At 59.9% G+C, this 23,745-nt stretch carries 21 protein-coding genes, 4 tRNA genes and 1 pseudogene; 22 read left to right on the forward strand and 4 right to left on the reverse strand.

Translation table 11 applies throughout. From position 1 onward, the window contains the following. The first annotated feature begins 233 nt into the window (after positions 1-233). The 5 genes from AC1DWG_RS10960 (at position 234) to AC1DWG_RS10980 (ending at position 4,398) form a co-directional block, all read left to right on the forward strand. Positions 234-1,259, forward strand: a complete 1,026-nt coding sequence (locus tag AC1DWG_RS10960; protein ID WP_477764808.1) for an NAD(P)H-dependent glycerol-3-phosphate dehydrogenase — start codon at positions 234-236, stop codon at positions 1,257-1,259. 31 nt (positions 1,260-1,290) lie between these two features. Beyond that, positions 1,291-1,638: a DUF4389 domain-containing protein gene (locus tag AC1DWG_RS10965; protein WP_477764807.1), complete on the forward strand. Its 348-nt coding sequence runs from the start codon at positions 1,291-1,293 to the stop codon at positions 1,636-1,638. Next, positions 1,635-2,090: a phosphohistidine phosphatase SixA gene (gene sixA / locus AC1DWG_RS10970; protein WP_477754827.1), complete on the forward strand. Its 456-nt coding sequence runs from the start codon at positions 1,635-1,637 to the stop codon at positions 2,088-2,090. The genes AC1DWG_RS10965 and sixA overlap by 4 nt, the downstream gene beginning before the upstream one ends. A gap of 164 nt (positions 2,091-2,254) precedes the next feature. Further along, a complete protein-coding gene (locus AC1DWG_RS10975) occupies positions 2,255-3,922 on the forward strand; it encodes an AMP-binding protein (RefSeq protein WP_477764806.1) in 1,668 nt (555 codons plus the stop codon). 32 nt (positions 3,923-3,954) lie between these two features. Continuing rightward, positions 3,955-4,398: a hotdog fold thioesterase gene (locus AC1DWG_RS10980; protein WP_477754829.1), complete on the forward strand. Its 444-nt coding sequence runs from the start codon at positions 3,955-3,957 to the stop codon at positions 4,396-4,398. Here AC1DWG_RS10980 and AC1DWG_RS10985 read toward each other — a convergent pair. Continuing rightward, on the reverse strand, positions 4,395-7,400 hold the full coding sequence (locus AC1DWG_RS10985; protein ID WP_477787779.1) for an RHS repeat-associated core domain-containing protein: 3,006 nt from the start codon (positions 7,398-7,400) through the stop codon (positions 4,395-4,397). The two genes, AC1DWG_RS10980 and AC1DWG_RS10985, sit on opposite strands and share 4 nt — an antisense overlap. 190 nt (positions 7,401-7,590) lie before the next feature. Here AC1DWG_RS10985 and AC1DWG_RS10990 point away from each other — a divergent pair, with 190 nt between their 5' ends. The 6 genes from AC1DWG_RS10990 (at position 7,591) to pyrF (ending at position 12,872) form a co-directional block, all read left to right on the forward strand. After that, on the forward strand, positions 7,591-8,397 hold the full coding sequence (locus AC1DWG_RS10990; RefSeq protein WP_477764804.1) for an alpha/beta fold hydrolase: 807 nt from the start codon (positions 7,591-7,593) through the stop codon (positions 8,395-8,397). After that, positions 8,394-9,248 carry an alpha/beta hydrolase gene (locus AC1DWG_RS10995; protein WP_477764803.1) on the forward strand — a complete coding sequence of 285 codons (855 nt, stop codon included), beginning with the start codon at positions 8,394-8,396 and terminating at the stop codon, positions 9,246-9,248. The genes AC1DWG_RS10990 and AC1DWG_RS10995 overlap by 4 nt, the downstream gene beginning before the upstream one ends. Before the next feature lie 50 nt (positions 9,249-9,298). Continuing rightward, positions 9,299-9,958, forward strand: coding sequence for a glutathione S-transferase family protein (locus AC1DWG_RS11000; RefSeq protein ID WP_477754392.1), 660 nt, complete (start codon positions 9,299-9,301; stop codon positions 9,956-9,958). A gap of 8 nt (positions 9,959-9,966) precedes the next feature. After that, entirely contained in the window at positions 9,967-10,773 is an 807-nt protein-coding gene (locus AC1DWG_RS11005; protein ID WP_477754393.1) for a DUF4892 domain-containing protein, read from the forward strand. 69 nt (positions 10,774-10,842) lie between these two features. Next, a complete protein-coding gene (locus AC1DWG_RS11010; protein ID WP_477764802.1) occupies positions 10,843-11,898 on the forward strand; it encodes an AI-2E family transporter in 1,056 nt (351 codons plus the stop codon). A 275-nt stretch (positions 11,899-12,173) separates the two neighbouring features. Continuing rightward, the gene (gene pyrF, locus AC1DWG_RS11015) at positions 12,174-12,872 is read left to right on the forward strand and encodes an orotidine-5'-phosphate decarboxylase (protein ID WP_477754395.1); all 699 of its coding nucleotides are present in this window, start codon (positions 12,174-12,176) and stop codon (positions 12,870-12,872) included. 106 nt (positions 12,873-12,978) lie between these two features. On the opposite strand, the gene AC1DWG_RS11020 is transcribed toward pyrF, so the two are convergent. Then, positions 12,979-13,983, reverse strand: a complete 1,005-nt coding sequence (locus tag AC1DWG_RS11020; protein ID WP_477764801.1) for an NADP-dependent oxidoreductase — start codon at positions 13,981-13,983, stop codon at positions 12,979-12,981. A 227-nt stretch (positions 13,984-14,210) separates the two neighbouring features. On the opposite strand from AC1DWG_RS11020, the gene AC1DWG_RS11025 reads away from it, so the two are divergent. The 4 genes and pseudogenes from AC1DWG_RS11025 (at position 14,211) to AC1DWG_RS11040 (ending at position 18,627) form a co-directional block, all read left to right on the forward strand. Further along, positions 14,211-14,972 carry an SDR family oxidoreductase gene (locus AC1DWG_RS11025; RefSeq protein WP_477764800.1) on the forward strand — a complete coding sequence of 254 codons (762 nt, stop codon included), beginning with the start codon at positions 14,211-14,213 and terminating at the stop codon, positions 14,970-14,972. A 196-nt stretch (positions 14,973-15,168) separates the two neighbouring features. After that, entirely contained in the window at positions 15,169-16,554 is a 1,386-nt protein-coding gene (locus AC1DWG_RS11030) for an aminotransferase-like domain-containing protein (protein ID WP_477787780.1), read from the forward strand. Between the two features lie 987 nt (positions 16,555-17,541). Further along, positions 17,542-17,766: pseudogene (locus AC1DWG_RS11035) on the forward strand (HAMP domain-containing protein); the annotation flags it as partial. After that, positions 17,764-18,627, forward strand: a complete 864-nt coding sequence (locus AC1DWG_RS11040) for a methyl-accepting chemotaxis protein (protein ID WP_477754411.1) — start codon at positions 17,764-17,766, stop codon at positions 18,625-18,627. The pseudogene AC1DWG_RS11035 and the gene AC1DWG_RS11040, both read left to right, overlap by 3 nt. Positions 18,628-18,750: 123 nt before the next feature. Here the strand turns inward: AC1DWG_RS11040 and AC1DWG_RS11045 are convergent, their stop codons facing one another. Further along, entirely contained in the window at positions 18,751-19,509 is a 759-nt protein-coding gene (locus AC1DWG_RS11045; RefSeq protein ID WP_477764797.1) for a hypothetical protein, read from the reverse strand. A 385-nt stretch (positions 19,510-19,894) separates the two neighbouring features. On the opposite strand from AC1DWG_RS11045, the gene AC1DWG_RS11050 reads away from it, so the two are divergent. From AC1DWG_RS11050 to AC1DWG_RS11065, 4 genes are all read left to right on the forward strand, one after another. Further along, positions 19,895-19,970: transfer RNA gene (locus tag AC1DWG_RS11050), tRNA-Glu, on the forward strand. A gap of 2 nt (positions 19,971-19,972) precedes the next feature. Next, positions 19,973-20,048, forward strand: a tRNA-Gly gene (locus AC1DWG_RS11055). Between the two features lie 104 nt (positions 20,049-20,152). Continuing rightward, positions 20,153-20,228, forward strand: a tRNA-Glu gene (locus AC1DWG_RS11060). A 3-nt stretch (positions 20,229-20,231) separates the two neighbouring features. Next, a tRNA-Gly gene (locus tag AC1DWG_RS11065) sits at positions 20,232-20,307 on the forward strand. A 58-nt stretch (positions 20,308-20,365) separates the two neighbouring features. Here the strand turns inward: AC1DWG_RS11065 and AC1DWG_RS11070 are convergent. Continuing rightward, positions 20,366-21,235: an AraC family transcriptional regulator gene (locus tag AC1DWG_RS11070; protein ID WP_477764796.1), complete on the reverse strand. Its 870-nt coding sequence runs from the start codon at positions 21,233-21,235 to the stop codon at positions 20,366-20,368. Between the two features lie 410 nt (positions 21,236-21,645). Here AC1DWG_RS11070 and AC1DWG_RS11075 point away from each other — a divergent pair, with 410 nt between their 5' ends. Genes AC1DWG_RS11075 through AC1DWG_RS11085 form a run of 3 tightly spaced genes read left to right on the forward strand, consistent with a single transcriptional unit; the run spans position 21,646 to position 23,732 of the window. Then, on the forward strand, positions 21,646-21,843 hold the full coding sequence (locus tag AC1DWG_RS11075; RefSeq protein WP_477787781.1) for a Flp family type IVb pilin: 198 nt from the start codon (positions 21,646-21,648) through the stop codon (positions 21,841-21,843). A gap of 27 nt (positions 21,844-21,870) precedes the next feature. Beyond that, positions 21,871-22,401 carry an A24 family peptidase gene (locus tag AC1DWG_RS11080; RefSeq protein ID WP_477787782.1) on the forward strand — a complete coding sequence of 177 codons (531 nt, stop codon included), beginning with the start codon at positions 21,871-21,873 and terminating at the stop codon, positions 22,399-22,401. A gap of 2 nt (positions 22,402-22,403) precedes the next feature. Continuing rightward, the gene (locus AC1DWG_RS11085; protein WP_477787783.1) at positions 22,404-23,732 is read left to right on the forward strand and encodes a P-loop NTPase family protein; all 1,329 of its coding nucleotides are present in this window, start codon (positions 22,404-22,406) and stop codon (positions 23,730-23,732) included. The last annotated feature ends 13 nt before the right edge of the window (positions 23,733-23,745 follow it).

The raw sequence follows: 23,745 nt of genomic DNA on the forward strand, positions 1-23,745 counted from the left end.
ACCTGAGGCGAATGCGGTGAAGGAGCACCCGGAGACACAACACATCCCAGTCAGTGATTGATGGCGCGCATGTTAACCGAGCCGAATGACTTTTCCATTCACGATGTCCGCATTTTCCTCGGTTTTATTGCTCTTCTTCCCACAACTGCTGGTATTTGACGCCGGGGCTGGCCGCCGATGGGCTGCCCCGTATAATGCCGACATCGCCACTGGTATGGATTAACGGATTGCATATGACTGAACAGCGCCCGATTGCGGTCCTGGGAGGCGGAAGTTTTGGAACCGCCGTGGCCAATCTGCTGGCCGAAAATGGGCTTCAGGTCCTTCAGTGGATGCGTGACCCCGAACAGGCCGAGGCCATGCGGGTCAATCGCGAAAACCCGCGTTACCTCAAAGGCATCAAGATTCTGCCCGGCGTCACACCGGTCACCGACCTGCAAGCCACCCTGGACGCCTGTGACCTGTGTTTTGTCGCATTGCCCTCCAGCGCGCTGCGCTCGGTGCTGGTGCCGCACGCCGAACGGTTGACCGGTAAATTACTGGTGAGCCTGACCAAAGGCATCGAAGCCCACACATTCAAACTGATGAGCGAGATCCTCGAAGAGATCGCCCCGCAGGCCCGCATCGGCGTCCTGTCCGGACCCAACCTGGCCCGTGAAATCGCCGAACATGCACTGACCGCCACGGTGGTCGCCAGTGAAGACGAAGAACTCTGCCAGCGGGTTCAGGCCGCGCTGCACGGCCGCACCTTTCGTGTTTACGCCAGCGCCGACCGTTTCGGTGTGGAGCTGGGCGGGGCGTTGAAAAACGTTTACGCGATCATCGCCGGCATGGCGGTGGCGCTGGGCATGGGGGAAAATACCAAGAGCATGCTGATCACCCGGGCATTGGCGGAAATGACCCGCTTTGCGGTGAATCAGGGCGCCAACCCGATGACCTTCCTGGGGCTTGCGGGCGTGGGCGATCTGATCGTGACCTGTTCATCGCCCAAGAGCCGCAACTATCAGGTCGGCTTCGCCCTCGGCCAGGGCCTGAGCCTGGACGAGGCCGTCACGCGCCTGGGCGAAGTCGCCGAAGGGGTCAACACCCTTAAAGTGCTCAAGGCCAAGGCCCAGGAGGTTGGCGTGTACATGCCGCTGGTCGCCGGGCTGCACGCGATCCTGTTCGAGGGGCGCACGCTGGAGCAGGTCATCGGTCTGCTAATGCGTGGAGAGCCGAAAACCGACGTCGATTTTATTTCCACCAGTGGTTTCAACTAATCACGCTTGCCAGAAAAGCAGGGAGTTGCGCATGAACGATCCAAAAGTAGAAGCCAAATACGAGTCCATCCTGCTGCGTGTGTTGTGGATGATGGTCTTCGTGCTGGTGTGGCAAGTAGCGCAGTTCATCCTCGGCGCCGTCGTGTTGGTGCAGTTGATCTATCGTTTGTTCTATGGCGCCCCGAACGCCAGTTTGATGAATTTCGGCGACAGCCTGAGCCAGTTTCTGGCGCAGATCGGTCGTTTCGGCAGCTTTCACAGCGACCAGAAGCCTTGGCCGTTCGCCGATTGGCCGACGCCGCGTACGCCGGAAGGTGAAGCGCCGCATGTCGTGGCACCGGCACCGCATTCGGCTCGAGATGAGGAACCCAAGCTATGAAACTCTGGGTATTACGTCATGGTGAAGCCGTGCCACACGGCTCCCGTCCCCACGATTCGGAGCGGGAACTGACGGATAACGGTCGTAAGGAAGTATTGAAAGTCGCCGCAGAGCTAGTGGGTCAGCCGCTGACCGGCATTTACGCCAGCCCGTACCTGCGAGCGCAGCAAACAGCGCAACTGGTACGAGATGCATTGGGTTTCGAACCGGAAATCCGCACCGTCGAGTGGCTGACACCGGACACGGAGCCGGACAAGGTGGCCGAACAGATGGTCGCAGTAAGCAACGTGTTGCTGGTCAGTCACAATCCGCTGGTGGGGAATCTGCTGAGCTACCTGCAACATGGTGCCGGACATCCGCCGGAAAAGGTCAGCACTGCCGGTCTGGCGGAGCTCAAGGGTGATGAGCTGCTGGTCGGGTCAATGAAGCTTGACAGCATCAAGCACCCATAAAAGCAAAGATCGCAGCCTGCGGCAGCTCCTACAAGATGCACGCCATTTCCATGTAGGAGCTGCCGCAGGCTGCGATCTTTTGATTTTGTTTTTCTGTTAAATAATCGACCAAGCACTTGCTTGGTTGACTACGCTTGCTCCAGACCAAAAAACAGGAGCGAGTCATGTCTGCTGCTTTTCGTTTGCCGCTGGACGTTTTCTACGAGCGTGAGGCCCGTCATCCCCGCCAGCGCTTTCTGGTCCAGCCTGTCGCAGGCGCCCAGGTCGAGACCTTGACCTGGGCGGACGTCGGTCACCAGGCCCGTTGCGCGGCCCATTGGTTGCGGGCACAGGAACTGCCGCAGGGCAGCCATATCGCCCTGATCTCGAAGAACTGTGCGCACTGGATCATTGCCGACCTGGCGATCTGGATGGCCGGGCATGTCTCGGTGCCGTTGTACCCCAACCTCACCGCCGAGACCGTTGCCCAGGTACTCGAACATTCGCAAGCGACGCTGGCATTCATCGGCAAGCTCGACGACTGGCCGGGCATGTCCCGTGGCGTCAGCCCCGATCTGCCGACCATCAGCCTGCCGCTACATCCACCCGGTACGTTCGATTTCAGTTGGGCCGACCTGCAACGCAGCTCGCCGATCCAGGACGATCCCAAACCTGCCGCCGATCAACTGGCGACCATCATTTACACATCCGGCACTACTGGCATGCCCAAAGGCGTGATGCACAGTTTTGGCACCCTGGGGTTCGCCACCACTCGTGGCACTTCGTTGTTCGGCCTCAACGAGTCGGACCGACTGCTGTCCTATTTGCCGCTGTGCCACGTTGCCGAACGGATGTTCGTCGAACTGGCATCGATTTACACCGGCCAAACGGTATTTTTCGCCGAGAGCCTGGACACCTTTCTCACCGACCTGCAACGTGCGCGCCCGACCGCACTGTTTGGCGTGCCGCGTATCTGGACCAAATTCCAGATGGGCGTGTACAGCAAGATCCCGGCAAAACGCCTCGACTTTCTGCTCGGCCTGCCGATCATCGGCAAACGGGTCGGGCATAAAGTCCTCGCCGGGTTGGGCCTGGATGCGTTGCGCATTGCGCTGTCCGGTGCTGCACCGGTGCCGCAGACCTTGTTGCAGTGGTATCGCAAATTGGGGTTGGATGTGCTGGAGGTCTACGGCATGACCGAGAGTTGCGGCTATTCCCACATCGGCATGCCGGGCCAGAACAAACCGGGCTGGATCGGCAAGCCGTGCCCGGAAGTCGAAGTGCGGATCGCCGAGACAGGGGAGGTCATGGTGCGCAGTGGCGCGACCATGCTCGGGTATTACAAGGAACCGGAAAAAACCGCCGACACCATTACCGGGGACGGCTTCCTGCGCACCGGTGACAAGGGCGAGGAGGACGCCGAAGGCAATCTGCGCCTGACCGGGCGCCTGAAGGAAATCTTCAAGACCAGCAAAGGCAAATACGTGGCTCCGGCGCCGATTGAAAATCGTCTGGCCGTGCACTCGCGCATCGAACAGGTCTGTGTGGTGGGCGATGGCTTGGGTGCGCCGTTGGGCTTGTGCGTGTTGTCGGCGGTCGGCCAGCAGGATGCCGGCGGGGCCGCGCGCGCCGGCTTGCATTCCAGCCTGGAAAAACTGCTGGAAGAGGTCAATGCTGCCCTCGACAAACATGAACGGCTGCGGCGCCTGGTGGTGGTCAAGGACAGTTGGGCCGTGGAAAACGGTTTTCTCACCCCGACCCTGAAGATCAAGCGCAATGTGATCGAAGCGGCTTACGGTGAGCGCTTTGAAGAATGGAGCGAGCGCAGCGAAGCGGTGCTGTGGCAGGATTGATCCACGAACAAAACCAACAAGGAAACTCTGCGATGAGCCTGTGGCGCACCACTCCCAACATCGAACAGTTGAACGCTATCCAGAAAAACACCATCGGTGAAGTGCTGGACATCCGTTTCGAGGCCTTTGACGCTGAGTCCCTGACTGCCAGCATGGTCATTGACCATCGCACTCACCAGCCTTACGGCTTGCTGCACGGCGGTGCCTCGGTGGTGTTGGCCGAGTCGGTCGGCTCCATGGCCAGTTACCTGTGCATCGATGCCAGCAAGTTCTATTGCGTGGGCCTGGAAATCAACGCCAACCATTTGCGCGGCCTGCGCAGCGGGCGGGTGACGGCGGTGGCCAGGCCAATCCACATCGGCCGCACGACCCATGTCTGGGACATTCGGCTGACCAGCGATGAGGGCAAGGCCAGTTGCGTGTCGCGGCTGACCATGGCAGTGGTGCCGTTGGGTGAGAATCCGCCGGCGCGTTAAGGGGTACTCGAAGCATGGCGACGGAACGTTGTCATTTCAATGCTGTTGCCAGTGGGCATGTCCGGGTGCCCCGTCCACTCCCTGTTTGGTTGGGTGAAGTGGTCCAGGGTGAAGTCCGCATCGTCATATCTGAACAACTGGGCGGTGCCGCGCTGCACATGTTGTCCCAAATAGGTTCGGGCTTCTGTGGGAGTAGCCATTGCACCAATGGCTCCCGTCCGCAGATTGGGGTTTGCAATGGCGTCGGTCAGCGGGGTGGACAGGAGTGTCAGCGAGGCGGTCAAGCCTGACCCGGCCGTGCGCGTAGCCCAGCCATACAGCACTTCCATGGCATTCGGTCTGCTCAACTCATTAGTGCCCTGGGTGAAGGTTCCTCCACGCCAGGCGTTGATCATGACGATGGATGCGCCATCAAGACCTTCGACGGCGGCATTGATGGCGACGCCGGCCAGAGGCGCAAGCTGCGCGCGAATCATTCCGCCGGCGAACAGCAATCCTCCATAGGCGCCTGTGCGCAGGGCAGTCGCGACACCTGAGGGCGCGAGCGTAAGCCTGGGGCCCAGTTCTGCGCTGATGCGTTGCCCTGTTTCCCTTGTCAGATTGCCGGCCACGCTGGTGATGAGGCTGATGGCCACTTCATTTAACCCTTCAGGGTTGCTCAGATAGGCATAGAGCGGGGCAGCGGCACCTGCTGCCGCGCCCACCAGTCCACCCATGGCCGCGCCGATCCACTGCGCAGCGCGGTTTTCGCTGTATCGGGAAACGATATTGCTTCCCGCGCCCATCCCCATGGATCCGCCCGCCAATGCCCCGACCGTCGCACCTGTTACGCTCAGCGCCAGATTGACGCCGGGGTCAATCATCTGGATATCCGGATCATCCGTGGGTGTGCTTGCCAAGTGTGTCAGTCCTTGCCCCGCAAAGTACCGCACAGCGCCACCAGCCAGGGCACTCACACCGTCACGGCCAATCGTCGCGAGGGCTGCGCTGAACACTTTTTCCACGGTGATCAGCCCCTGAAAATCCACGTGTCCGATCGGATTGCCATGCACCATCGCATACAGATTCAACCCGTCCGCGGTGCCTCCAGGGTCCGCGTTCAGCCAGCGTTGGCACCAGGGTACGTAGTAGCGCAACCCGTAGTAGTACAACCCGGTGGCATCCCGTTCCTGGCCGCAATAGCGCAGCGTCTTGTAGCCGGCTTCGAGCTTGTTGCGACCGGCCCACCAGCAAGTTGCGCCGTAGGGGTAGTAACTTTCCCGGGAGATGAGCAAGGCCGCTTCGTCCAGCTCCAGGGCGCTGGAGCCCAAATGATCGGAAAAACTGTAGCGATGCTGGTTCTGGGGAATGCCGGCTGGCGGCTCAGTCTGCCAGTGCAGGATTTGCACCGTGCTGCGTCCGGCCTTGATCGTCACGACATGCAAGGTCTCGTCGGCAGAAGTGCGGACTTCCACACCTGGCAAATAGCGGGTTTCGTGGGTGCGGATCAATGTGCCGGTGTAGGCCTGACGGATTTTTCGCTGACGCAGGCCACTGCCGTCGTACACATAAAACTCGCAATCGTCCGGTTCATCTTCACGCACTACCTGGTCGACCTGCCGCAGTTGGTTGCGCAGATCCCATTGCAGGGTTTGCCCCGGTTGAAGCCCGATACGGTTGCCGTTGAGGTCATGACCGACGGTAATTTCCTGTTCGTCGGGCAGCTCGCCATCAGGCTTTTCGGGCAGACTGCGATTACTGAACCGGGCGACGGCTGTGCGTTCGGTACGGCTGGCGCTGTCGGCCTGATGCTGCATGACCGTCAGGTTGCCGGCTTCATCGTAGCGGTAGAAACGCGTGTAATTTTCCAGTTGTCCGGGGTCGGCGGTGGACTGGAACTCCGGTAGTTGTGGTCCACCCGGCGCGTTGCGCCATTGCCGACCGCTGGCCTCGATCAGGCGGTAGAGGCTGTCGTAGCGGTAGCGACTAACTGGCTCGATGCGCTGGTTACGGTGAAATTGAGTTGCTTGAGCAGCGTCGGTGATGCAGGTGGCATTGCCCGCCGCGTCGTATTCATAAGTCAGATCTTGCAGGGCCGGTTGACCTGTTACATAGGCTTTCAGGTGCTCCAGTCGGCCATCGTCGGGCCTATAAGTCGCACATGAAACAACACCGTTTCCCGCACATTGTTGTTCGATCTGGCCGAAGGCGTTGTAGTGAATGTCTCGGACCAGGGTTTTTTCCTCGGCCTGCCCGGCGAGTTTCAGACGAACCTCACGCAGCTCGGCTGCACAGGTATGAATGAACGTCTGGCGGTTGCCCAATGCGTCGGTCTGGCTGACGGTCTCACTGGCGGCGTTGCAGTGAAGGCGAGTGATGGCTGGCCCGTTCTCCAGCAAGGCGTCGCGTTCAGGCTCTGACTCGGGCCAGTCCACCAGCCATTGCGGATCGGCGATGAAGGTGCGGCCGTGCTGCAGCGGTGTAGCGTTCAGACTGAACTCGGTGAAGCGTAGGGTGCCGGCGGTGTCGTCGTGCCGAGTCAACCGACCGCGCAGGTTTTGACCGGCATCGGCGTCGGTATCGGCATAGGTGAATCGTGCGATACAGCGTTCCGAGCCTTGCCATGCGCGCTCGAACGTAGCGATCGGGCGGCACTGAGGGTCATAGTCCACGCGGCTCTGGCTTAGCTTCTGATCCCAGCCTTCAACACTTTGCCCGTGCGCGCCGAGCAATCCCAGGCGCCAGCCGGCGTCGCTGTTTTGCGAAAACACCACAGCGCCCGACAAACTGAAGACGTTTTGCTGATTGGCTGCCGTCTGACCGTCTTGATGCAAACGGAACAGACGTGGATCACGAATCAGCACAGCGCGACCGGCGCCGTCATATTCCTGCTGGGTAATGCAAGGCTCCGGTGCCGACGCGCGCTCGCGCCGGTGATACGCCACACCGCGCACGCTCAGCCCGCGCGGGTCAAATACCTGGATGGTCGGAGTATTGGCATGGGGCATCGTGAGTTTGCCCATGATTCGGCGGGACAGCCCTTCTTATCCACTGGATGCTGGTTGGCAGTCAACTGTCAGAAATAACAGGTGCCGCCCGCAGTGACGTCATAGCCACGGCAGGTCTGTCATCATTCCTGGCAGTTACGGTCATTGCCGCAGGACGCGCTCTTGCGGACAATCAATGCCTGTTCTCGCTCATGGATTTGCAGGTATGTCGCAACAGATCTTTTTCGCCCACGCCAATGGTTTTCCTTCGGGGACCTACGGCAAGTTGTTTGCGGCGCTGGCACCCGAGTTTCAGGTGACGCATCTGGAGCAGCACGCCCACGACCCGCGTTTTCCGGCGGACGACAACTGGTACAACCTGGTGGATGAGCTGATCCATCACCTGCAACAACAGGCCGAGCCCGTGTGGGGCGTCGGTCACTCCTTCGGTGGCGTGTTGCACCTGCATGCGGCCTTGCGCTGTCCTGAGTTGTATCGCGGGGTGGTGATGCTCGACTCGCCAGTGCTGACCCGAACCGATCGATGGGTCATACGCGCGGCCAAACGCTTCGGTTTCATCGACCGCTTGACCCCGGCCGGGCGGACCCTCGGTCGTCGTGAAGAGTTCGCCGACCTGGAAAGCGCGCGCAGGTATTTCGCCGGTAAAACCCTGTTTCGCGGCTTCGACCCGGAATGCTTCGATGCCTACCTGCAACATGGCTTGCACCAGGTCGATGACAAGCTGCGCCTGCGGTTCGACCCGGCCACGGAAATCAGCATCTATCGCGGCGTGCCGCACACCAGCCCGGGCAGCACCCGGCAGTTGCAAGTGCCGCTGGCGGTGGTTCGCGGGCACAACAGCCGCGTGGTGATGCGCCATCACGCCAGTTCGGTCGACCGCCTGCCGTTGGGCGAGTCGTTGACCATGCCCGGTGGCCACATGTTTCCGCTTGAACGTCCCCTTGATACCGCTGAAATGCTCAAAGGCCTGTTCTACCGCTGGGACGGCCGTCGACAACAGGATTGCGCATGAGCCACGCCGTCGAAGAAGTCCGCCTGAGCCTGCCGCACATCGAACTGGCGGCGCACCTGTTTGGTCCTGAAGACGGTTTGCCGGTCATTGCCTTGCATGGCTGGCTGGACAACGCCAACAGCTTTGCCCGTCTGGCGCCCAAACTCAAAGGCCTGCGCATCATCGCCCTGGACATGGCCGGTCACGGTCATTCCGGGCATCGCCCGCCGGGCGCCGGTTACGCCATGTGGGACTACGCCCACGATGTGCTGCAGGTCGCCGAACAGCTTGGACTGCGCAAATTTGCGCTGATGGGGCATTCGATGGGCGCCATTGCTTCGCTGATCATCGCCGGGTCGATGCCCGAGCGGGTCACCCACCTGGCGTTGATCGACGGCATCATTCCTCCTACAGACAAAGGTGAAAACGCTGCCGAGCGCATGGGCTTGGCCCTGCAGGCGCAACTGGATCTGCGGGAAAAGCGCAAACCGGTCTACGACACCCTCGACCGAGCCATCGAAGCGCGCATGAAGGGTTTGGTCGCGGTCAGCCGCGAAGCCGCCGAGTTGCTGGCCCAGCGGGGCTTGATGCCGGTACCGGGCGGTTACACCTGGCGCACCGACAATCGCCTCACGTTGCCATCGCCGCTACGTCTTACCACCGAACAGGCCATGGCCTTCGTCCAGCGTATAGGGTGTCCCGCAAAGCTGGTGGTTGCTGCCGACGGCATGCTCGCCAAACACCCGGAATTGCTGGAGCGTCTACCCTTTAGCCGGGAACAGCTGCCAGGCGGCCACCATTTGCACCTCAATGACGAGTCCGGTGCCGATCTTGTCGCAGACTGTTTCAATCGGTTTTTCACCATTCCTTGACTTGCGTCGGGCAACTGTCGAGGCTTGGCGGGTTGAAAAGGGAGACAACCATGATAGATCTCTACACCGCTGCGACCCCGAATGGCCACAAGGTCTCTATCGTGCTCGAGGAACTCGGCCTGCCCTACACGGTGCATGCCCTGAGTTTCGACAACAAGGAACAGAAGTCTGCGGACTTCCTCAAGATCAACCCCAATGGCCGGATTCCGGCGATTGTCGATCGCGCCAACGGCGATTTCGCCGTGTTCGAATCCGGCGCCATCCTGATTTACCTCGCTGAACAGACCGGAAAACTGCTGCCGAGCGACCCGAAGGGACGTTCGCTGGTATTGCAGTGGCTGATGTTCCAGATGGGCGGCATCGGCCCGATGCAGGGCCAGGCCAACGTGTTCTTCCGCTACTTTCCGGAAAAACTCCAGGGCGCCATCGACCGCTATCAGCATGAAACCCGTCGCCTCTACGAAGTGCTCGACACGCGGCTGCAAAGCGTGGAGTTCCTCGCCGATCAGTACAGCATTGCCGACATCGCCACCTTTCCATGGGTGCGCGGCTACGAGTGGTCGGGCGTCTCGGTGGAGGGCTTGACGGCGCTGCAACGCTGGATGGCAACCCTGGAGGACCGGCCGGCGGTGCAGCGTGGTTTGCAGGTACCGGAACGCGCCGATGAAGCCAGTGTCATCAAGGGTGCCCAGGCCATGCTGATCCGATGAGTCTATCCATGCGTTCATTCAGTTTGCTGGTGCTGTGCAGTGTCAGTCCCTTGTTATTCGCCGCTGATATTCCGGGCAGTCAGGACCTGCCAATAGTGCCGCGCATGACCGACGCCCAGATTGTCGACTATCGCCCCGCAGCCGAACTGGAGCGGATCTATCCCTTGGGTTCGATCCGCAAGATCAGTGGCCAGTTACGTTTCGACGGTCAGGTCAGTGCCCGTGGCAACGTCACTTCGGTGACCTACGAGTTGCCATCGGAGCATCCATCCATCGAGGCGTTCACCGCTGCCCGCGAGGCCTTGCAACAACAGGGCGCCGGGTTGCTCTTTTGGTGCCAGGCGCGCGATTGCGGTGAAAGCAGCCTCTGGGCCAATCAAGTCTTCGGCAACGCCAAGCTGTACGGTGCCGACGATCAACAAGCCTATTTGCTGCTACGGCTTGCCGCTCCACGGGACAACACGCTCGTTGCGCTGTACAGCATCACCCGCGGTAATCGCAAAGCCTACCTGCATGTCGAACAGTTCGACGCTTCGGCGCCGCTGGGCGAGTTATTGCCGACCTCCGCGACCTTGCTGCGTGAACTCAAGAGCACCAGTGAACTCGACTTTCCCACATTGAGCGACGCGCCTGACGAGACCTGGCTACGCCTGATTTCTCGCGGACTGAATCTGGACACCACCTTGCGGGTCAGTATTTCCGGAGCGAACGCCGAAGCCTGGCGTCAGGCCCTGATTGGCCAGGGCGTGCGTGCCGCGCGGATGGAAACCGGCAGTGCCGAAGGCTCTGGCCTGCACATCGAGTTATTGCGCTAGGCTGTACCGGGCGAACGTGTACGCCGCGTTCGCCTACTCTTTTGCGGACTGATTTTTTCGAGACTTTTGATGATCAATAATGATCGCCTGTTGGTGCAGATCCTGCTCGTGGTGTTGTTCGGCGCGAGTTTCTGGGTGATGGCGCCGTTCTGGTCGGCGATGTTCTGGGGGGCGGTCCTGGCATTTGCCAGTTGGCCGCTGATGCGCTTGCTGACCCGTTGGCTCAATGGCCGCGAGTCGCTGGCGGCGGCATTGTTGACGCTGGGGTGGATGGTGCTGGTAGCGGCACCGCTGGTGTGGCTGGGTTTCAACCTTGCCGATCATGTGCGAGATGCCACGGCATTCATCAAGGATGCGCAGGTCGAGGGGCTACCCGAAGCGCCGGTGTGGCTGGGTTCGATTCCCCTGGTGGGCGAGCGGCTGGTCGGGATCTGGAACAGCATCGATGAGCAAGGCGCGGCGATGATGATGTCGCTCAAGCCTTATCTGGGGCAGGTGGGTAACTGGTTGCTGGCGCGCAGCGCGCAGATCGGCGGCGGTATTCTCGAATTGACCCTGAGCATCGTCTTCGTATTCTTTTTCTATCGTGACGGGCCGCGCCTGGCGGCGTTTGTCCACACGTTGCTGGAGCGGCTGATCGGTCAACGGGCCGGCTACTACATTGAACTGGTGGCGGGCACGGTACAGCGGGTGGTGAACGGTGTGATCGGCACCGCGGCGGCCCAGGCGACCCTGGCGCTGATCGGGTTCCTGATTGCCGGTGTACCGGGTGCATTGGTGCTCGGTATCGTGACGTTCATGCTCAGCCTGATTCCGATGGGCCCGCCGTTGGTATGGATTCCAGCGACCGCGTGGCTGGCCTGGAAAGGCGAGTACGGGATGGCCATATTCCTCGGGATCTGGGGCACATTCGTCATCAGCGGTGTCGACAACGTGCTCAAACCGTACCTGATCAGCCGTGGCGGTAATCTGCCGCTGGTCATTGTGCTGCTTGGGGTGTTTGGCGGGTTGATTGCCTTTGGCTTTATCGGCCTGTTCATTGGCCCGACATTGCTGGCGGTGGCCTACAGCCTGTTGATCGACTGGAGCAAGACCCAGGCACGGGTTGAAGATCGCCGGCCCTGAGATTTGTATTCTGCTTAGGGCCTCTTAGTCGGAACAGGCAATGGTCATGCCCAGGCCAACGCCACCGGAAGTGCTGTTGCAAGGACCTGTTGCGGTTGCCGAGGGTAGCGGGCCCGGGTGTTGCGGGCGTGTCGTGTATGTATCGGACTCGACACAATGGCCTCAAGGGCTAGTCTTGCCTGAGCCGTCGCGACGATTTACCGATCATCGGGTCCCGCAGCGGCGCTGGTTCCGCTACAATGCGCGCCGATTTCGACTTGCCTGAGAGCCCACTCATGTCCGCCTGCCAGACTCCTATCATCGTCGCCCTGGATTTCCCTACCCGTGACGCCGCACTGAAGCTGGCCGATCAGTTGGACCCGAAGCTGTGCCGGGTCAAAGTCGGCAAGGAGCTGTTCACCAGCTGCGCTTCGGAAATCGTCGGTACCCTGCGTGACAAGGGTTTCGAAGTGTTCCTGGACCTCAAGTTCCACGACATCCCGAACACCACCGCGATGGCCGTCAAGGCAGCTGCGGAAATGGGCGTGTGGATGGTCAACGTGCATTGCTCCGGCGGTCTGCGCATGATGGCCGCGTGCCGTGAAGTGCTGGATCAGCGCAGCGGTCCGAAACCGCTGCTGATCGGCGTGACCGTGTTGACCAGCATGGAGCGTGAAGACCTGGCGGGTATCGGTCTGGACATTGAGCCGCAAGAGCAGGTCCTGCGCCTGGCCGCCCTGGCGGAAAAAGCCGGGATGGACGGCCTGGTGTGCTCGGCCCTGGAAGCCCAGGCCCTGAAAACGGCGCATCCGTCGCTGCAACTGGTGACCCCGGGGATTCGCCCGGCGGGCAGCGCCCAGGACGATCAGCGCCGTATTCTGACGCCACGCCAGGCGCTGGATGCCGGTTCCGACTATCTGGTGATCGGTCGTCCGATCAGCCAGGCGGCGGATCCGGCCAAGGCACTGGCTTCGGTCGTGGCTGAACTGGCTTAACCACCAAACCTGTAGGAGCCGGCTTGCCGGCGATTGCAACACCACGGTTTACCTGAGTAACCGCGGTGCCTGCATCGCTGGCAAGCCAGCTCCTACAAGGGCTGCGTCAAACCTTCAACACCAACTTCCCGAAATTCTCCCCGCTGAACAATTTCATCAGCGTCTCCGGGAAAGTCTCCAGTCCTTCGACGATGTCTTCCTTGCTCTTGAGCTGCCCCTTGGCCATCCAGCCGGCCATTTCCTGTGCGGCGCTGGCGTATTGGGCGGCGTAGTCCATCACCACAAAACCTTCCATGCGCGCGCGGTTGACCAGCAGCGACAGGTAATTAGCCGGGCCCTTGACCGCCTCCTTGTTGTTGTACTGGCTGATGGCACCGCAAATCACCACCCGCGCCTTCATGTTCAGGCGGCTCAACACCGCGTCGAGAATGTCGCCACCGACGTTATCGAAATACACGTCGACGCCTTTCGGGCACTCGCGCTTGAGGCCGGCAAGGACGTCTTCGCTCTTGTAGTCGATAGCACCATCGAAACCCAGTTCATCGATCAGGAACTTGCACTTGTCCGCGCCGCCGGCGATGCCCACCACACGGCAGCCTTTGATCTTGGCAATCTGCCCGGCGATGCTGCCCACGGCGCCAGCCGCACCCGACAGCACCACGGTGTCACCGGCCTTCGGAGCGCCGACGTCGAGCAGGGCGAAGTACGCCGTCATCCCGGTCATCCCCAGTGCCGACAAGTAACGTGGCAGAGGTGCCAGTTTCGGATCGACCTTGTAGAAGCCTCGCGGCTCGCCGAGGAAGAAATCCTGCACGCCCAGGGCGCCGTTGACGTAATCCCCGACCGCGAACCCCGGGTTGTTCGAGGCAATGACTTTGCCCACACCCAAGGCGCGCATGACTTCGCCGAGCCCGACCGGCGGGATGTAGGACTTGCCCTCATTCATCCAGCCACGCATGGCCGGGTCCAGGGACAGGTATTCGTTTTGAACCAGGATCTGACCCGCCTCCGGTTCGCCGACCGGCACTTGCTGATAAGTGAATGTCTCACGGGTCGCCGCGCCAACCGGGCGTTTGGCGAGCAGGAATTGGCGATTGGTCTGGGAGGTCATGGCAGGCACTCAAGATGAATGAAGCCTTGTTGATAGCCGGTCAGCGACGATGCCGCAAGTTCGGCTGATGCGGCGAATGCAGGTTGATCCAGTGCAGTGATAGTTGGTACGGCAGTTCCATCACTGCAAATCATGGGCGCCCAACCGGAGCCTTGATAGTGCTGCCGTGTTCAAGACCTTCATGACTAGACTGGCCCTAGCGCATTCTTCTCTTCGAGGACATAACAATGAGCATGACGTTTTCCGGCCAGGTGGTTGTGGTGACAGGCGGGGCGGCCGGTATCGGCCGCGCGACCGCCCAGGCATTTGCCGCCGAGGGCCTGAAGGTAGTGGTGGCCGATATGGATACGGCGGGCGGTGAGGGCACGGTGGCGCTGATTCGTACAGCCGGTGGCGAAGCGACCTTCGTACGCTGCAACGTTACCCTGGAAAGCGATGTAAAAAATTTGATGGATGAGGTGATCAATACTTACGGTCGTCTCGACTATGCCTTCAACAATGCCGGCATCGAAATAGAGAAAGGCAAGCTGGCCGAAGGTACGCTCGACGAGTTCGACGCGATCATGGGTGTCAACGTCAAAGGCGTCTGGTTGTGCATGAAATACCAATTGCCGCGGCTGCTGGCGCAAGGGGGCGGTGCGATCGTCAATACGGCATCGGTGGCCGGCCTTGGGGCCGCGCCGAAAATGAGCATCTACGCCGCCTCCAAGCATGCGGTGATCGGCCTGACCAAGTCGGCGGCCATCGAGTACGCCAAGAAAAAGATCCGGGTCAACGCGGTGTGCCCGGCGGTGATCGACACGGATATGTTCCGTCGCGCTTATGAAACCGACCCGAAAAAAGGCGAGTTCGCCAACGCCATGCATCCGGTCGGTCGCATCGGCAAAGTCGAAGAGATCGCCAGCGCGGTGCTGTACCTGTGCAGCGATGGCGCGGCGTTCACTACGGGTCACTCATTGGCCGTGGACGGTGGCGTTACCGCGTTTTAAGCGACGCGCCGATACCGAGTACACCCGGAACCTGTGGGAGCGAGCAAGCTCCCACAGGTTTTTTGGTTTCACAAAGGCACCGGGCAATGTGTTTCAAATGATTAGAGCAATGGGTTTTGGCGGCGTTGTCGCACATGTATTCGAACACTCCTGTGATTAACTGTTGCTCGCAAAATCAACAGGAGTTTGCTTGCTCATGGAATTGAGAATCGACCGACAGGCGCTGGTGCCCGTCGTACAGCAAATTGTTGACGCGCTGACCTGTTGGCTTCGTTCCAGCGGGGTATCGCCCGGTACGCGCCTGCCTTCGGTGCGACAGATTGCGTGGATCAATTTGCTCAGTCAGTCAAGCGTTGCCCAGGCCTGCGAACGGCTGGTGACGCAGGGGATGCTGGTGTCAGGCCATGGGGCCGGCTATAGGGTTGCCGACCCGGCATTGACTACGGGTGCAAGGCACGAGCCTGTGTGGTTCGAGGGGGCTGAGCCCGAGAACGGGCCTTATTCGAGTGAGTTGAGGCTGGGCTGTGGCGGGCTGCCTGAAAGCTGGCGCGAGACGGACGATCTGATTTATGCGATTCGGCAAGTCAGTCGTACCGATACGGCCAGCCTGTTCAACTACAGCACGCCGCTGGGATTGCCAGCCTTGCGACAACAGATATTCAAGCGCCTCAGGCAGCTGGATATCCCGGTGCAGGACAACCGGATCATGACCACGGCGGGGGCCAGTCAGGGGCTCGACCTGATTGTGCGGACACTGTTCAAGGCCGGTGACTGTGTGGTCGTGGAGAGTCCCGGTTATCCGGTGCTGTTCGATCTGCTCAGGCTGCACGGCATCCACATGGTCGAGGTGCCGCGAACACCGCGGGGGCCGGACGTGGACATGCTCGAATCGGTGCTGGTCAAACACCGGCCTCAGGGGCTGGTCATCAATAGCTTCTATCACAACCCGACGGGCAGCAGCCTTGCACCGGCGGTAGCGCGCCGCGTGCTGCAGCTGGCCAGGACCTTTGGCGTGCAGGTGATCGAAGACGACGTTTATGCGGATTTGCGCAGCGGTTGCGCTACGCGACTGGCTGCGCTGGACGACAACGTGATCTACGTCGGCAGCTATTCCAAGACCCTCAGCAGTTCCTTGCGGGTCGGTTTCGTGGTGGCCGGCTCTGAAGTCATTACGCGTCTGGCCGAAGTCAAGATGATCAGTGGCATGGGCGCCTCACGATTTTGCGAGTCGGTGCTGGCGTGCCTGTTGGCTAACGGTGCCTACGGCAAACTGGTGCAGCGTCAGCGCCAACGCTTGAACAGCGACCGGTTGGCGGTGTTGCAATTGCTCGAAGATACCGAATGGGAGATTTTCGGCAAACCGGCGGGAGGCCTGTTCATCTGGGCGCGATCAGGAATGTCCGATTACGATCAGGTGCGGACCCAGGCACGGCGCCTGGGTGTACTGCTGTCATCGAAGACCGCCTTCAACCCCTCGGGTGAGGCCAGTGACTGGCAGCGTATCAACGTGGCCTATGCCTGCGACCCGCGTGCCCGTGCGTTCTTTCAGGCCACTGCCCGGTATCGACCTCCAGCGTTCTGAAAGCGACGTTGATGTAGCTTTTTGCCATTATTCCGGTGCCAGAGTCTTGTGTTGCTACTGGCCCGTTGCGAATCTGCGTCTACAGACTTTGGCAGGGGACTAAGTGCAATGAATTCGGGCGTGCAAGGACGTTTTGCCAACCTCGGTATGGCAAAAAAACTGGGTATCGGGTTTGTCCTGGTGCTGTTGTTGACTGCGCTGGTGGCGGGCATTGGCGTGTGGTCCCTGCAAACCATCAGCCAGCGCTTCGACGGGCTCAAGCAAATGTCATCGCTCAACAGCGGTTTGCTCAAGGTGCGGCTGCTGGAGCAGGAATACGCCTTGCACGGCAATCCGAAAACCGTCGATGCCCTGCACGAGGGCGTCGATGGCCTGATCGCCCTGGCCGGCCAGCTCAAGGCCGCGTCTGCGGCCAACATGCCGGTGATGAATGATGTCGAACAGTCTTTGGGCGCCTATCGCAAGGCCTTCGACGAGTTTGTCTCGCTCACCCAGGCCAAGGACCTGGCGCTGGAAATGGCCAGTTGGTCGGTGTCCAGCGTGGCCAATAATCTTGACGTATTGCAGTCCGGGCTCGCCGATGACGGTGCCTATACCCTGAAAGATTCCGAAGGCAAGGACGGTGCGCAATTCATCGAGCAGGCCAGCCAGGTCAGCCAGGTTTCACGCTTGATGCTGCAAGCCATGAATGAAGCGCGCGTGCGTCTGGATCAAAGCCGCAAAGGCGACGACAGCGCCGGGCAGGGCAAGATCGAACAGGCCAGCCAGGCATTGACCCAGGCCGAGCAGCTCAAGACCACGATCAAGGATGAGGGTTACCAGACCGTCCTCAATGAGGTGACGGGTCATATCGCCAGTTTCAGTGACAAGCTCGCCGAGTACACCGACCTGCTGGAACAGGAAAAAACCGTCTATCAGCAATTGCACCAACGCGCAGCCCAAGTGGTCGAGCGGGTGGATCAGGCTTATGTCGCGCAAGACCAGGCGATGCAGGCTGAACTGAAAAAGAACTCGCTGCTGATCATTGGCTCCTCCGCCCTGGCCTTGCTGGTTGGGCTGGTTGCCGCGTGGTTCATCACCCGATTGATCGTGGCACCGCTGCGTAGCGTGATTCAGGTGGCGCAGCAGATTGCCTCGGGGGATTTGAGTGCGACCATTGACGTGACCCGCCGCGACGAAATCGGTCAGTTGATGCAGGCAATGCAGCAAATGGGCGCGGGGCTCAGTCATATCGTCAGCGGCTTGCAGTCGGGTATCGAACAGTTGGCGACTTCCGCCCAGTCGCTGTCGGCGGTGACCGAGCAGACCAACCTCGAAGTCAGCACACAGAAGGAGGAAACCGAGCAGGTCGCCACCGCGATGAATCAGATGACCGCCACGGTGCATGATGTCGCGCGCAATGCAGAGGAAGCGGCCCTGGCTGCGCAAACGGCTGACGGCAAGGTTGAAAGCGGTCAGCAGGTGGTGCGCCAGAGCATGGCACGGATCGAGCAGTTGGCAGATTCGGCCACTTCCGCCAGTTCGAGCATCGAAAGCCTGAGTGCGGAAATCCACAATATCGGCACGGTGTTGAGTGTGATCAAAAGCGTGGCGGAGCAGACCAACCTGCTGGCATTGAACGCGGCGATCGAGGCGGCCCGGGCCGGCGAGCAGGGCAGGGGTTTTGCGGTGGTGGCCGATGAAGTGCGCGCGTTGGCCAAGCGAACCCAGCAATCGACCGAGGAAATCGAACGCCTGGTCAGCGCTTTGCGCTCGGCGGCGCAGTCGTCGGTGCAGCAGATCCAGAGCAGTGGCGAGTTGGTGAAGCTGGCGGTCAGCGATGCCTTGCAGACCGAGAGTGCGCTGGGAAGTATTGCGGCGGCGGTATCGTTGATCCAGCAGATGAACCAGCAGATCGCCGCGGCGGCCGAGGAACAGAGCTCGGTGGCCGAAGAGATCAACCGCAGTGTCACTAGCATTCGCGCCAGTGCAGATCAGTCATCGCTGGCGATGCAGGGCAATGCAGCGTCCAGTATTCAATTGGCGCAACTGGGGGTTGAACTGAAGGGGATGGTGGGGCATTTCAGGCTGTAGGAGCGAGCTTGCTCGCGATGGACGCAAGAACGACGTGTATAGCCAGTAAACACGCGTTCTCCTTTACGACCATCGTCGGAACGCCGCCCGGAGCAAGCTCGCTCCTACAGTGGCTTTCGCTGATCAGTCGTAGATCGCTTTCTTTTTCCAGTCCGCGTCGGCCTCGACGTCTTTTAAGCCTTCGGTCAACTGGTTGACCTCGCCTTCGACCGGCGCGATGCGATCCATGACCTGGTCATTGGCGCGGGCCAGGAGTTTTTCCAGGTATTCCAGTTGCTCGGCGTAGACCTGTGGTTCCTGTTGTTTGCGCAGGTATTGCACACCGCGCTCGAATGCCAGGCGAGCCTGCCCGGGCTGGTTCTGCTGCAGGGAGTGCTGGCCGAGGTTGTTGAAGAACTCGATGTGCAGCAACACGAGGATGTGGCGCACTTCACGGATCCAGCGCTTGGCCTCGTTGGGGGCCAGGAAGCCGTCCTGTGCCGCGCGGGTAATCTGGCCGTGCAGGGCTTCGAGCAGGAAGCGTACATCCTTGGCCTTGGCTTCGGTCTGGATCGGTGCTGGCGGATTGTTGACCGGGATGGATTCACCCTGGCCGACAAGGGCTTCCAGCTCGGCGATCCGTGCCTTGAGGTTGGCGCTGGATTTTTCCAGGTTAAGCAGGCGCTGGCAGACGTTCAGTTCCAGGCGGGCCAACAGCAGCTTGAGTGCCGGGGTCATCAGCTGGCCGGGGAACGTCTCGGTGATCTCGCCGCAGCGTCGCAGGCGATCGTTGAGCTCGATCTTGGTACGGGCCTTTTCCAGCTTGTTGTTTTCCACCACATGGTTCATGTAGCCAATGGCGATCAACAGGGCGATCCCGGCTACGATTAGCAGGGTGATCATGAGTGGCGTCACCGGTAAGACCTCTTTATAGGTTACGCATGCGAGTCGGGTGGCTTGGCATTTGAGCGCCCTGGCCCGCACGACGGGTTGGATCGGACATGCTTGTGCTTATATCGGCCGCAGCCCCGTTTCTATGAATGATGGCACTCGATTCGCAGAGTGCCATCATTGGGTGGACTATAACGTCTTGGCGGGTGCCAGAATATAAGCGTCAAACGCCGGGTCGCGGAAAAACCGCAACGGCTCCCAAAAGCAGGGCGAAGTCATTGATTTAAATAAATTTATATCAGGGGGTTGACGACCTCTCAATCCATCCATAGAATGCGCGCCACTTGCAGCGTAAAGCACACAGCGAAACGAAGCAGGGAGTGAATGCAGTACGTGTGTCCCCTTCGTCTAGTGGCCTAGGACACCGCCCTTTCACGGCGGTAACAGGGGTTCGAGTCCCCTAGGGGACGCCAATGCGGGAATAGCTCAGTTGGTAGAGCACGACCTTGCCAAGGTCGGGGTCGCGAGTTCGAGTCTCGTTTCCCGCTCCAATTTTAAACAGCGTTGCTTTCGGGCAGGGCTGAGTGAAACCAGAACCAAGTCTTCGGATGCGGCTCTGGACACCGAAACACACACCATGTGTTCCGGGTAGCGTGTCCCCTTCGTCTAGTGGCCTAGGACACCGCCCTTTCACGGCGGTAACAGGGGTTCGAGTCCCCTAGGGGACGCCATTTGCGGGAATAGCTCAGTTGGTAGAGCACGACCTTGCCAAGGTCGGGGTCGCGAGTTCGAGTCTCGTTTCCCGCTCCATATTTAACGAAAACGCCGCTCATTGAGCGGCGTTTTTGTGTGCGCGTAAAAAACCGGATCAACCGCTGAGGCTCTGCACCAGGTTTTCGAGCGCTTCAATGGTTTTTTCATCCTGCACCGGTAGCGCAGCGGCAGCCGCTTTGATTTGGCGTGCCAGGCGGTATTCGCTGGGCGTACAGTTGGCGAACTGCTTGAAGGCACGAGCGAAGTAGGAAGGATCCTTGAAGCCGGCCTCATAGCCGATGCTGGTAATCGGCATCTGGCTGTTGTCGAGCAGATCTTTGGCGAAGTTCATGCGCTTGTCCAGGATGTAATCCGTGAAGCCAAGCCCATTGGCTTCCTTGAACAGGCGGCTGAAGCGAAATGTCGTCATGCCGCAGCGCTGCGCCAATTCCCTCTGATCGATGCTGTCTCGAAAGTGCTGTTCGATGTACAGCATGACATTGCTCAGCGCCTGGTGTTTTTGGTGTCCTGAGGTCCGACGGATGCTGTCCGGCAGGGTCGGGGAGTGGTCGATCTGCGATGACTTGCCCCGGCCCTGGGCATTTCGGCGCAGCTCGCAGAGCTGCACCACCGCCGTCAGGTAACGCTTCCTCTCGGTGCTCGAGAGCGGGAGCACCATGTATTCCCAGACGCTGGAGCGCATGGCCCATACAGCCAGTTCCTCCGAGTGCTGCACGGTGAACATGGTGATCGGGATGCTGGGGGTGGTGTGTTTGATCTCCAGCAATAGCCTCAAACCTGGAGTGTCGGGGCGATCAAAATGGATGCAGATCATGTCTGCCGGTTCCGCGATGGGCAACACGGAGTTTTTCGCCAGTCTGCAGTCGCAGGTACTCTCGAACTGCGCGATGAGTTCTTTCGTGGACCGATCATGAGTCAGATCGAACCACAGGAGCGATGGCCTTTTGGTCAAATTGGACGTCATGTCTCTACTCTGGGGTTCTGGGTGACTCTCTTAGCTAAGGAGTATTGCCAAGGTGCCATCACTTTGCAGATTTAATCCTGATAGGAAAGACGATTTTTAGTTCTATTCGCTCTATAGGTTGCCTGGAAGGCTGCCCCGGGTGAGTGTTTGTTGGTGTGTTATCGACGAACCCGGCTCGAACCGTTTGTCGCTTGTGAATCAATGACAATTGCCTTTGCTTTTCAACGCCTTGTTTACCCCTCCCGTTACTTCTGCAAAGGCCAATAACCCGTATTTGGCCGCCCCGCAAAAAAGTCCTAGCGATGTGCAAAATCTTCCTAACGCCTATGCCTTGCCACTGACTAGGGTTGCATCAGGCAGCGCAGAAAGTACTGCCTCAGAAAAAACAACATTCGAGTGAGGTGGGCAAAATGATCATGCAAACAATCAAGGCTTCGGTACTGAAGTTCATCAAAGACGAAGATGGCCTGACCATTGTTGAGTATGCGGTAGCGGGAGGGTTGATTACGGCAGCTGTTGCCCTCGCATTCACCGATCTCGGGGCGAACGTACATACCCGAATCCAGGCGGTGTGCAATGCCGTTGGTGGTGGTGCTGCCTGCGTGTAACGATAATTCCGTTAGGGAGATGCGGTGATGTCCATGGAGCAGCTGGTGGCTACAGTTATGCTGATCGGGCTGCTGGGCGTAGCGGTGGTGAGCGATATTCGTCGCCACCGCATTCCCAACTTGCTGATCCTCGTGGGCCTGGCCTTGGGATTAGCCGGCCAGACTTTTTCAGGCGGGTTAAGCGGGTTGGGTGACGGCCTGTTGGGCATCCTGATCTGTTTTGCCGTGTTTCTGCCCATGTATGCCGTGGGGGGCATGGCCGCTGGCGACGTCAAGTTGATGGCCATGGTTGGCAGCTTCCTGCCGGTTCATTACGCGCTGTGGGCTGCACTATACAGCCTGGTATTCGGCAGCCTGTGCGGTTTTCTGATTGTGCTGGTGCACGGTCAGATGTTGCAAACCCTGGGGCGTTATTGGCTGATTCTGAAGGCTCGGGCCTACCTGGCGCCGAGTGCGGACGAGGCGGCCGGCAAGCCCTTTCCTTACGCAGTTGCAATCTTGCTCGGCACGCTGGGCAGCATCTACTGGCAACTCGTTGCCAGTGGGTTGGGAGATTAGTCATGCACGTCATGGTTGATACTGATGCCTTCCCCAACGAGCGGGAAGCGGTGCAGCGACTGGCTCCTCAGCCCTGCACTATCCGTGAAACCGGCCTGACCGACAGTTTTCTCGGCGAGTTGGTGTGCAAGCATTTGTTTGATGTCGGCGTGCTGGACATGTCGCGGCTGGTGGAACGCCTGGCGCTGACCGGAGCGGTACTTGAAGAGGTCCTGGCGTTTCTGCGCAAGGATGGCCGTGTCGAAGTGCTGGGCCAGGCGAGTCAGACGGGCGGGCAGATGCTGCGTTATGGCCTGACCGAACGTGGTCGCAGTGCCGCCCGCGATGCCCTGTCGCGCAGTGGCTATATCGGTGCGGCACCCTTCCCGGTGAGCACCTACCGTTCCCTGATCAAACTGCAGACCATTCACCATGGTCGCATCAACGCCAACGATATGCGCAATGCCCTGGCTGGTGTAGTGCTCACGGAGGAGATGCTCGATCAGCTGGGTGTGGCGCTGAACTCCGGGCGCGCGATCATGATTTATGGCCCCGCGGGTACCGGCAAGACTTATGTCAGCAGTCGGCTGATCCGTCTGTTCGCCGAGGCCATCTGGGTCCCTCATGCCATCGTCATCAACGAGTCGGTAATCGAGATCTATGACCCGCAGGTGCATCAGCGGCTCGATGAAAATGCTCAACAGAACAATCTGATGCTCAACGAAGGGATCGACCGTCGACTGCTGCGCTGCAAACGCCCGATCGTCATCACGGGCGGTGAGTTGAGCATGGAGCAGCTGGACGTTCGCTATGACCCCTTCACCCGTCAATACCAGGCCGCCTTGCAGCTCAAGGCCAGCAATGGCCTGTTCATCATCGACGACATGGGGCGCCAGCGCATGGCCCCCGCCGAACTGTTCAATCGCTGGATCGTCCCGATGGAAGAGAAACGCGATTTCCTCAACCTGGGCGGCGGTCGGCATTGCGAACTGCCGTTCGATCTGATTCTGGTGTTTTCCACCAACCTCAATCCCCTGGAACTGGCCGATGAGGCCTTCCTGCGCCGAATTGGCTACAAGCTGCAGTTCGGTTACCTGAAGCCCGAGCAGTACGAAAAGATCTGGCGTATGGAAAGCGAGCGCCTGGGCATTTCCTATGACCCGCTGCTGGTGCGTTATGTGCTGCAAAGGCTTTATGCAAGTGAAGGCATGCCCCTGGTGCCCTGCCATCCCCGCGATCTCCTGAACATGGCGCTCGATCGCCAGCGTTATATCGGCGGTTCCGGACCACTGTCACCGAAAGAGTTGGAATGGGCCTGGCACAACTACTTCGTCCAGCTCGACTTTCTTTGATACGGAGAAACTG

The organism is Pseudomonas sp. P4_B3 (assembly GCF_056402295.1).

What these genes read in the sequence shown, in the direction of transcription:
- AC1DWG_RS10960 (WP_477764808.1), top strand. Translation starts at nt 234, where the DNA reads ATGACTGAACAGCGCCCGATTGCGGTCCTGGGAGGCGGAAGTTTTGGA.
- AC1DWG_RS10965 (WP_477764807.1), top strand. Translation starts at nt 1,291, where the DNA reads ATGAACGATCCAAAAGTAGAAGCCAAATACGAGTCCATCCTGCTGCGT.
- sixA (WP_477754827.1), top strand. Translation starts at nt 1,635, where the DNA reads ATGAAACTCTGGGTATTACGTCATGGTGAAGCCGTGCCACACGGCTCC.
- AC1DWG_RS10975 (WP_477764806.1), top strand. Translation starts at nt 2,255, where the DNA reads ATGTCTGCTGCTTTTCGTTTGCCGCTGGACGTTTTCTACGAGCGTGAG.
- AC1DWG_RS10980 (WP_477754829.1), top strand. Translation starts at nt 3,955, where the DNA reads ATGAGCCTGTGGCGCACCACTCCCAACATCGAACAGTTGAACGCTATC.
- AC1DWG_RS10985 (WP_477787779.1), bottom strand. Translation starts at nt 7,400, where the DNA reads ATGGGCAAACTCACGATGCCCCATGCCAATACTCCGACCATCCAGGTA.
- AC1DWG_RS10990 (WP_477764804.1), top strand. Translation starts at nt 7,591, where the DNA reads ATGTCGCAACAGATCTTTTTCGCCCACGCCAATGGTTTTCCTTCGGGG.
- AC1DWG_RS10995 (WP_477764803.1), top strand. Translation starts at nt 8,394, where the DNA reads ATGAGCCACGCCGTCGAAGAAGTCCGCCTGAGCCTGCCGCACATCGAA.
- AC1DWG_RS11000 (WP_477754392.1), top strand. Translation starts at nt 9,299, where the DNA reads ATGATAGATCTCTACACCGCTGCGACCCCGAATGGCCACAAGGTCTCT.
- AC1DWG_RS11005 (WP_477754393.1), top strand. Translation starts at nt 9,967, where the DNA reads ATGCGTTCATTCAGTTTGCTGGTGCTGTGCAGTGTCAGTCCCTTGTTA.
- AC1DWG_RS11010 (WP_477764802.1), top strand. Translation starts at nt 10,843, where the DNA reads ATGATCAATAATGATCGCCTGTTGGTGCAGATCCTGCTCGTGGTGTTG.
- pyrF (WP_477754395.1), top strand. Translation starts at nt 12,174, where the DNA reads ATGTCCGCCTGCCAGACTCCTATCATCGTCGCCCTGGATTTCCCTACC.
- AC1DWG_RS11020 (WP_477764801.1), bottom strand. Translation starts at nt 13,983, where the DNA reads ATGACCTCCCAGACCAATCGCCAATTCCTGCTCGCCAAACGCCCGGTT.
- AC1DWG_RS11025 (WP_477764800.1), top strand. Translation starts at nt 14,211, where the DNA reads ATGAGCATGACGTTTTCCGGCCAGGTGGTTGTGGTGACAGGCGGGGCG.
- AC1DWG_RS11030 (WP_477787780.1), top strand. Translation starts at nt 15,169, where the DNA reads ATGGAATTGAGAATCGACCGACAGGCGCTGGTGCCCGTCGTACAGCAA.
- AC1DWG_RS11040 (WP_477754411.1), top strand. Translation starts at nt 17,764, where the DNA reads ATGGGCGCGGGGCTCAGTCATATCGTCAGCGGCTTGCAGTCGGGTATC.
- AC1DWG_RS11045 (WP_477764797.1), bottom strand. Translation starts at nt 19,509, where the DNA reads ATGATCACCCTGCTAATCGTAGCCGGGATCGCCCTGTTGATCGCCATT.
- AC1DWG_RS11070 (WP_477764796.1), bottom strand. Translation starts at nt 21,235, where the DNA reads ATGACGTCCAATTTGACCAAAAGGCCATCGCTCCTGTGGTTCGATCTG.
- AC1DWG_RS11075 (WP_477787781.1), top strand. Translation starts at nt 21,646, where the DNA reads ATGATCATGCAAACAATCAAGGCTTCGGTACTGAAGTTCATCAAAGAC.
- AC1DWG_RS11080 (WP_477787782.1), top strand. Translation starts at nt 21,871, where the DNA reads ATGTCCATGGAGCAGCTGGTGGCTACAGTTATGCTGATCGGGCTGCTG.
- AC1DWG_RS11085 (WP_477787783.1), top strand. Translation starts at nt 22,404, where the DNA reads ATGCACGTCATGGTTGATACTGATGCCTTCCCCAACGAGCGGGAAGCG.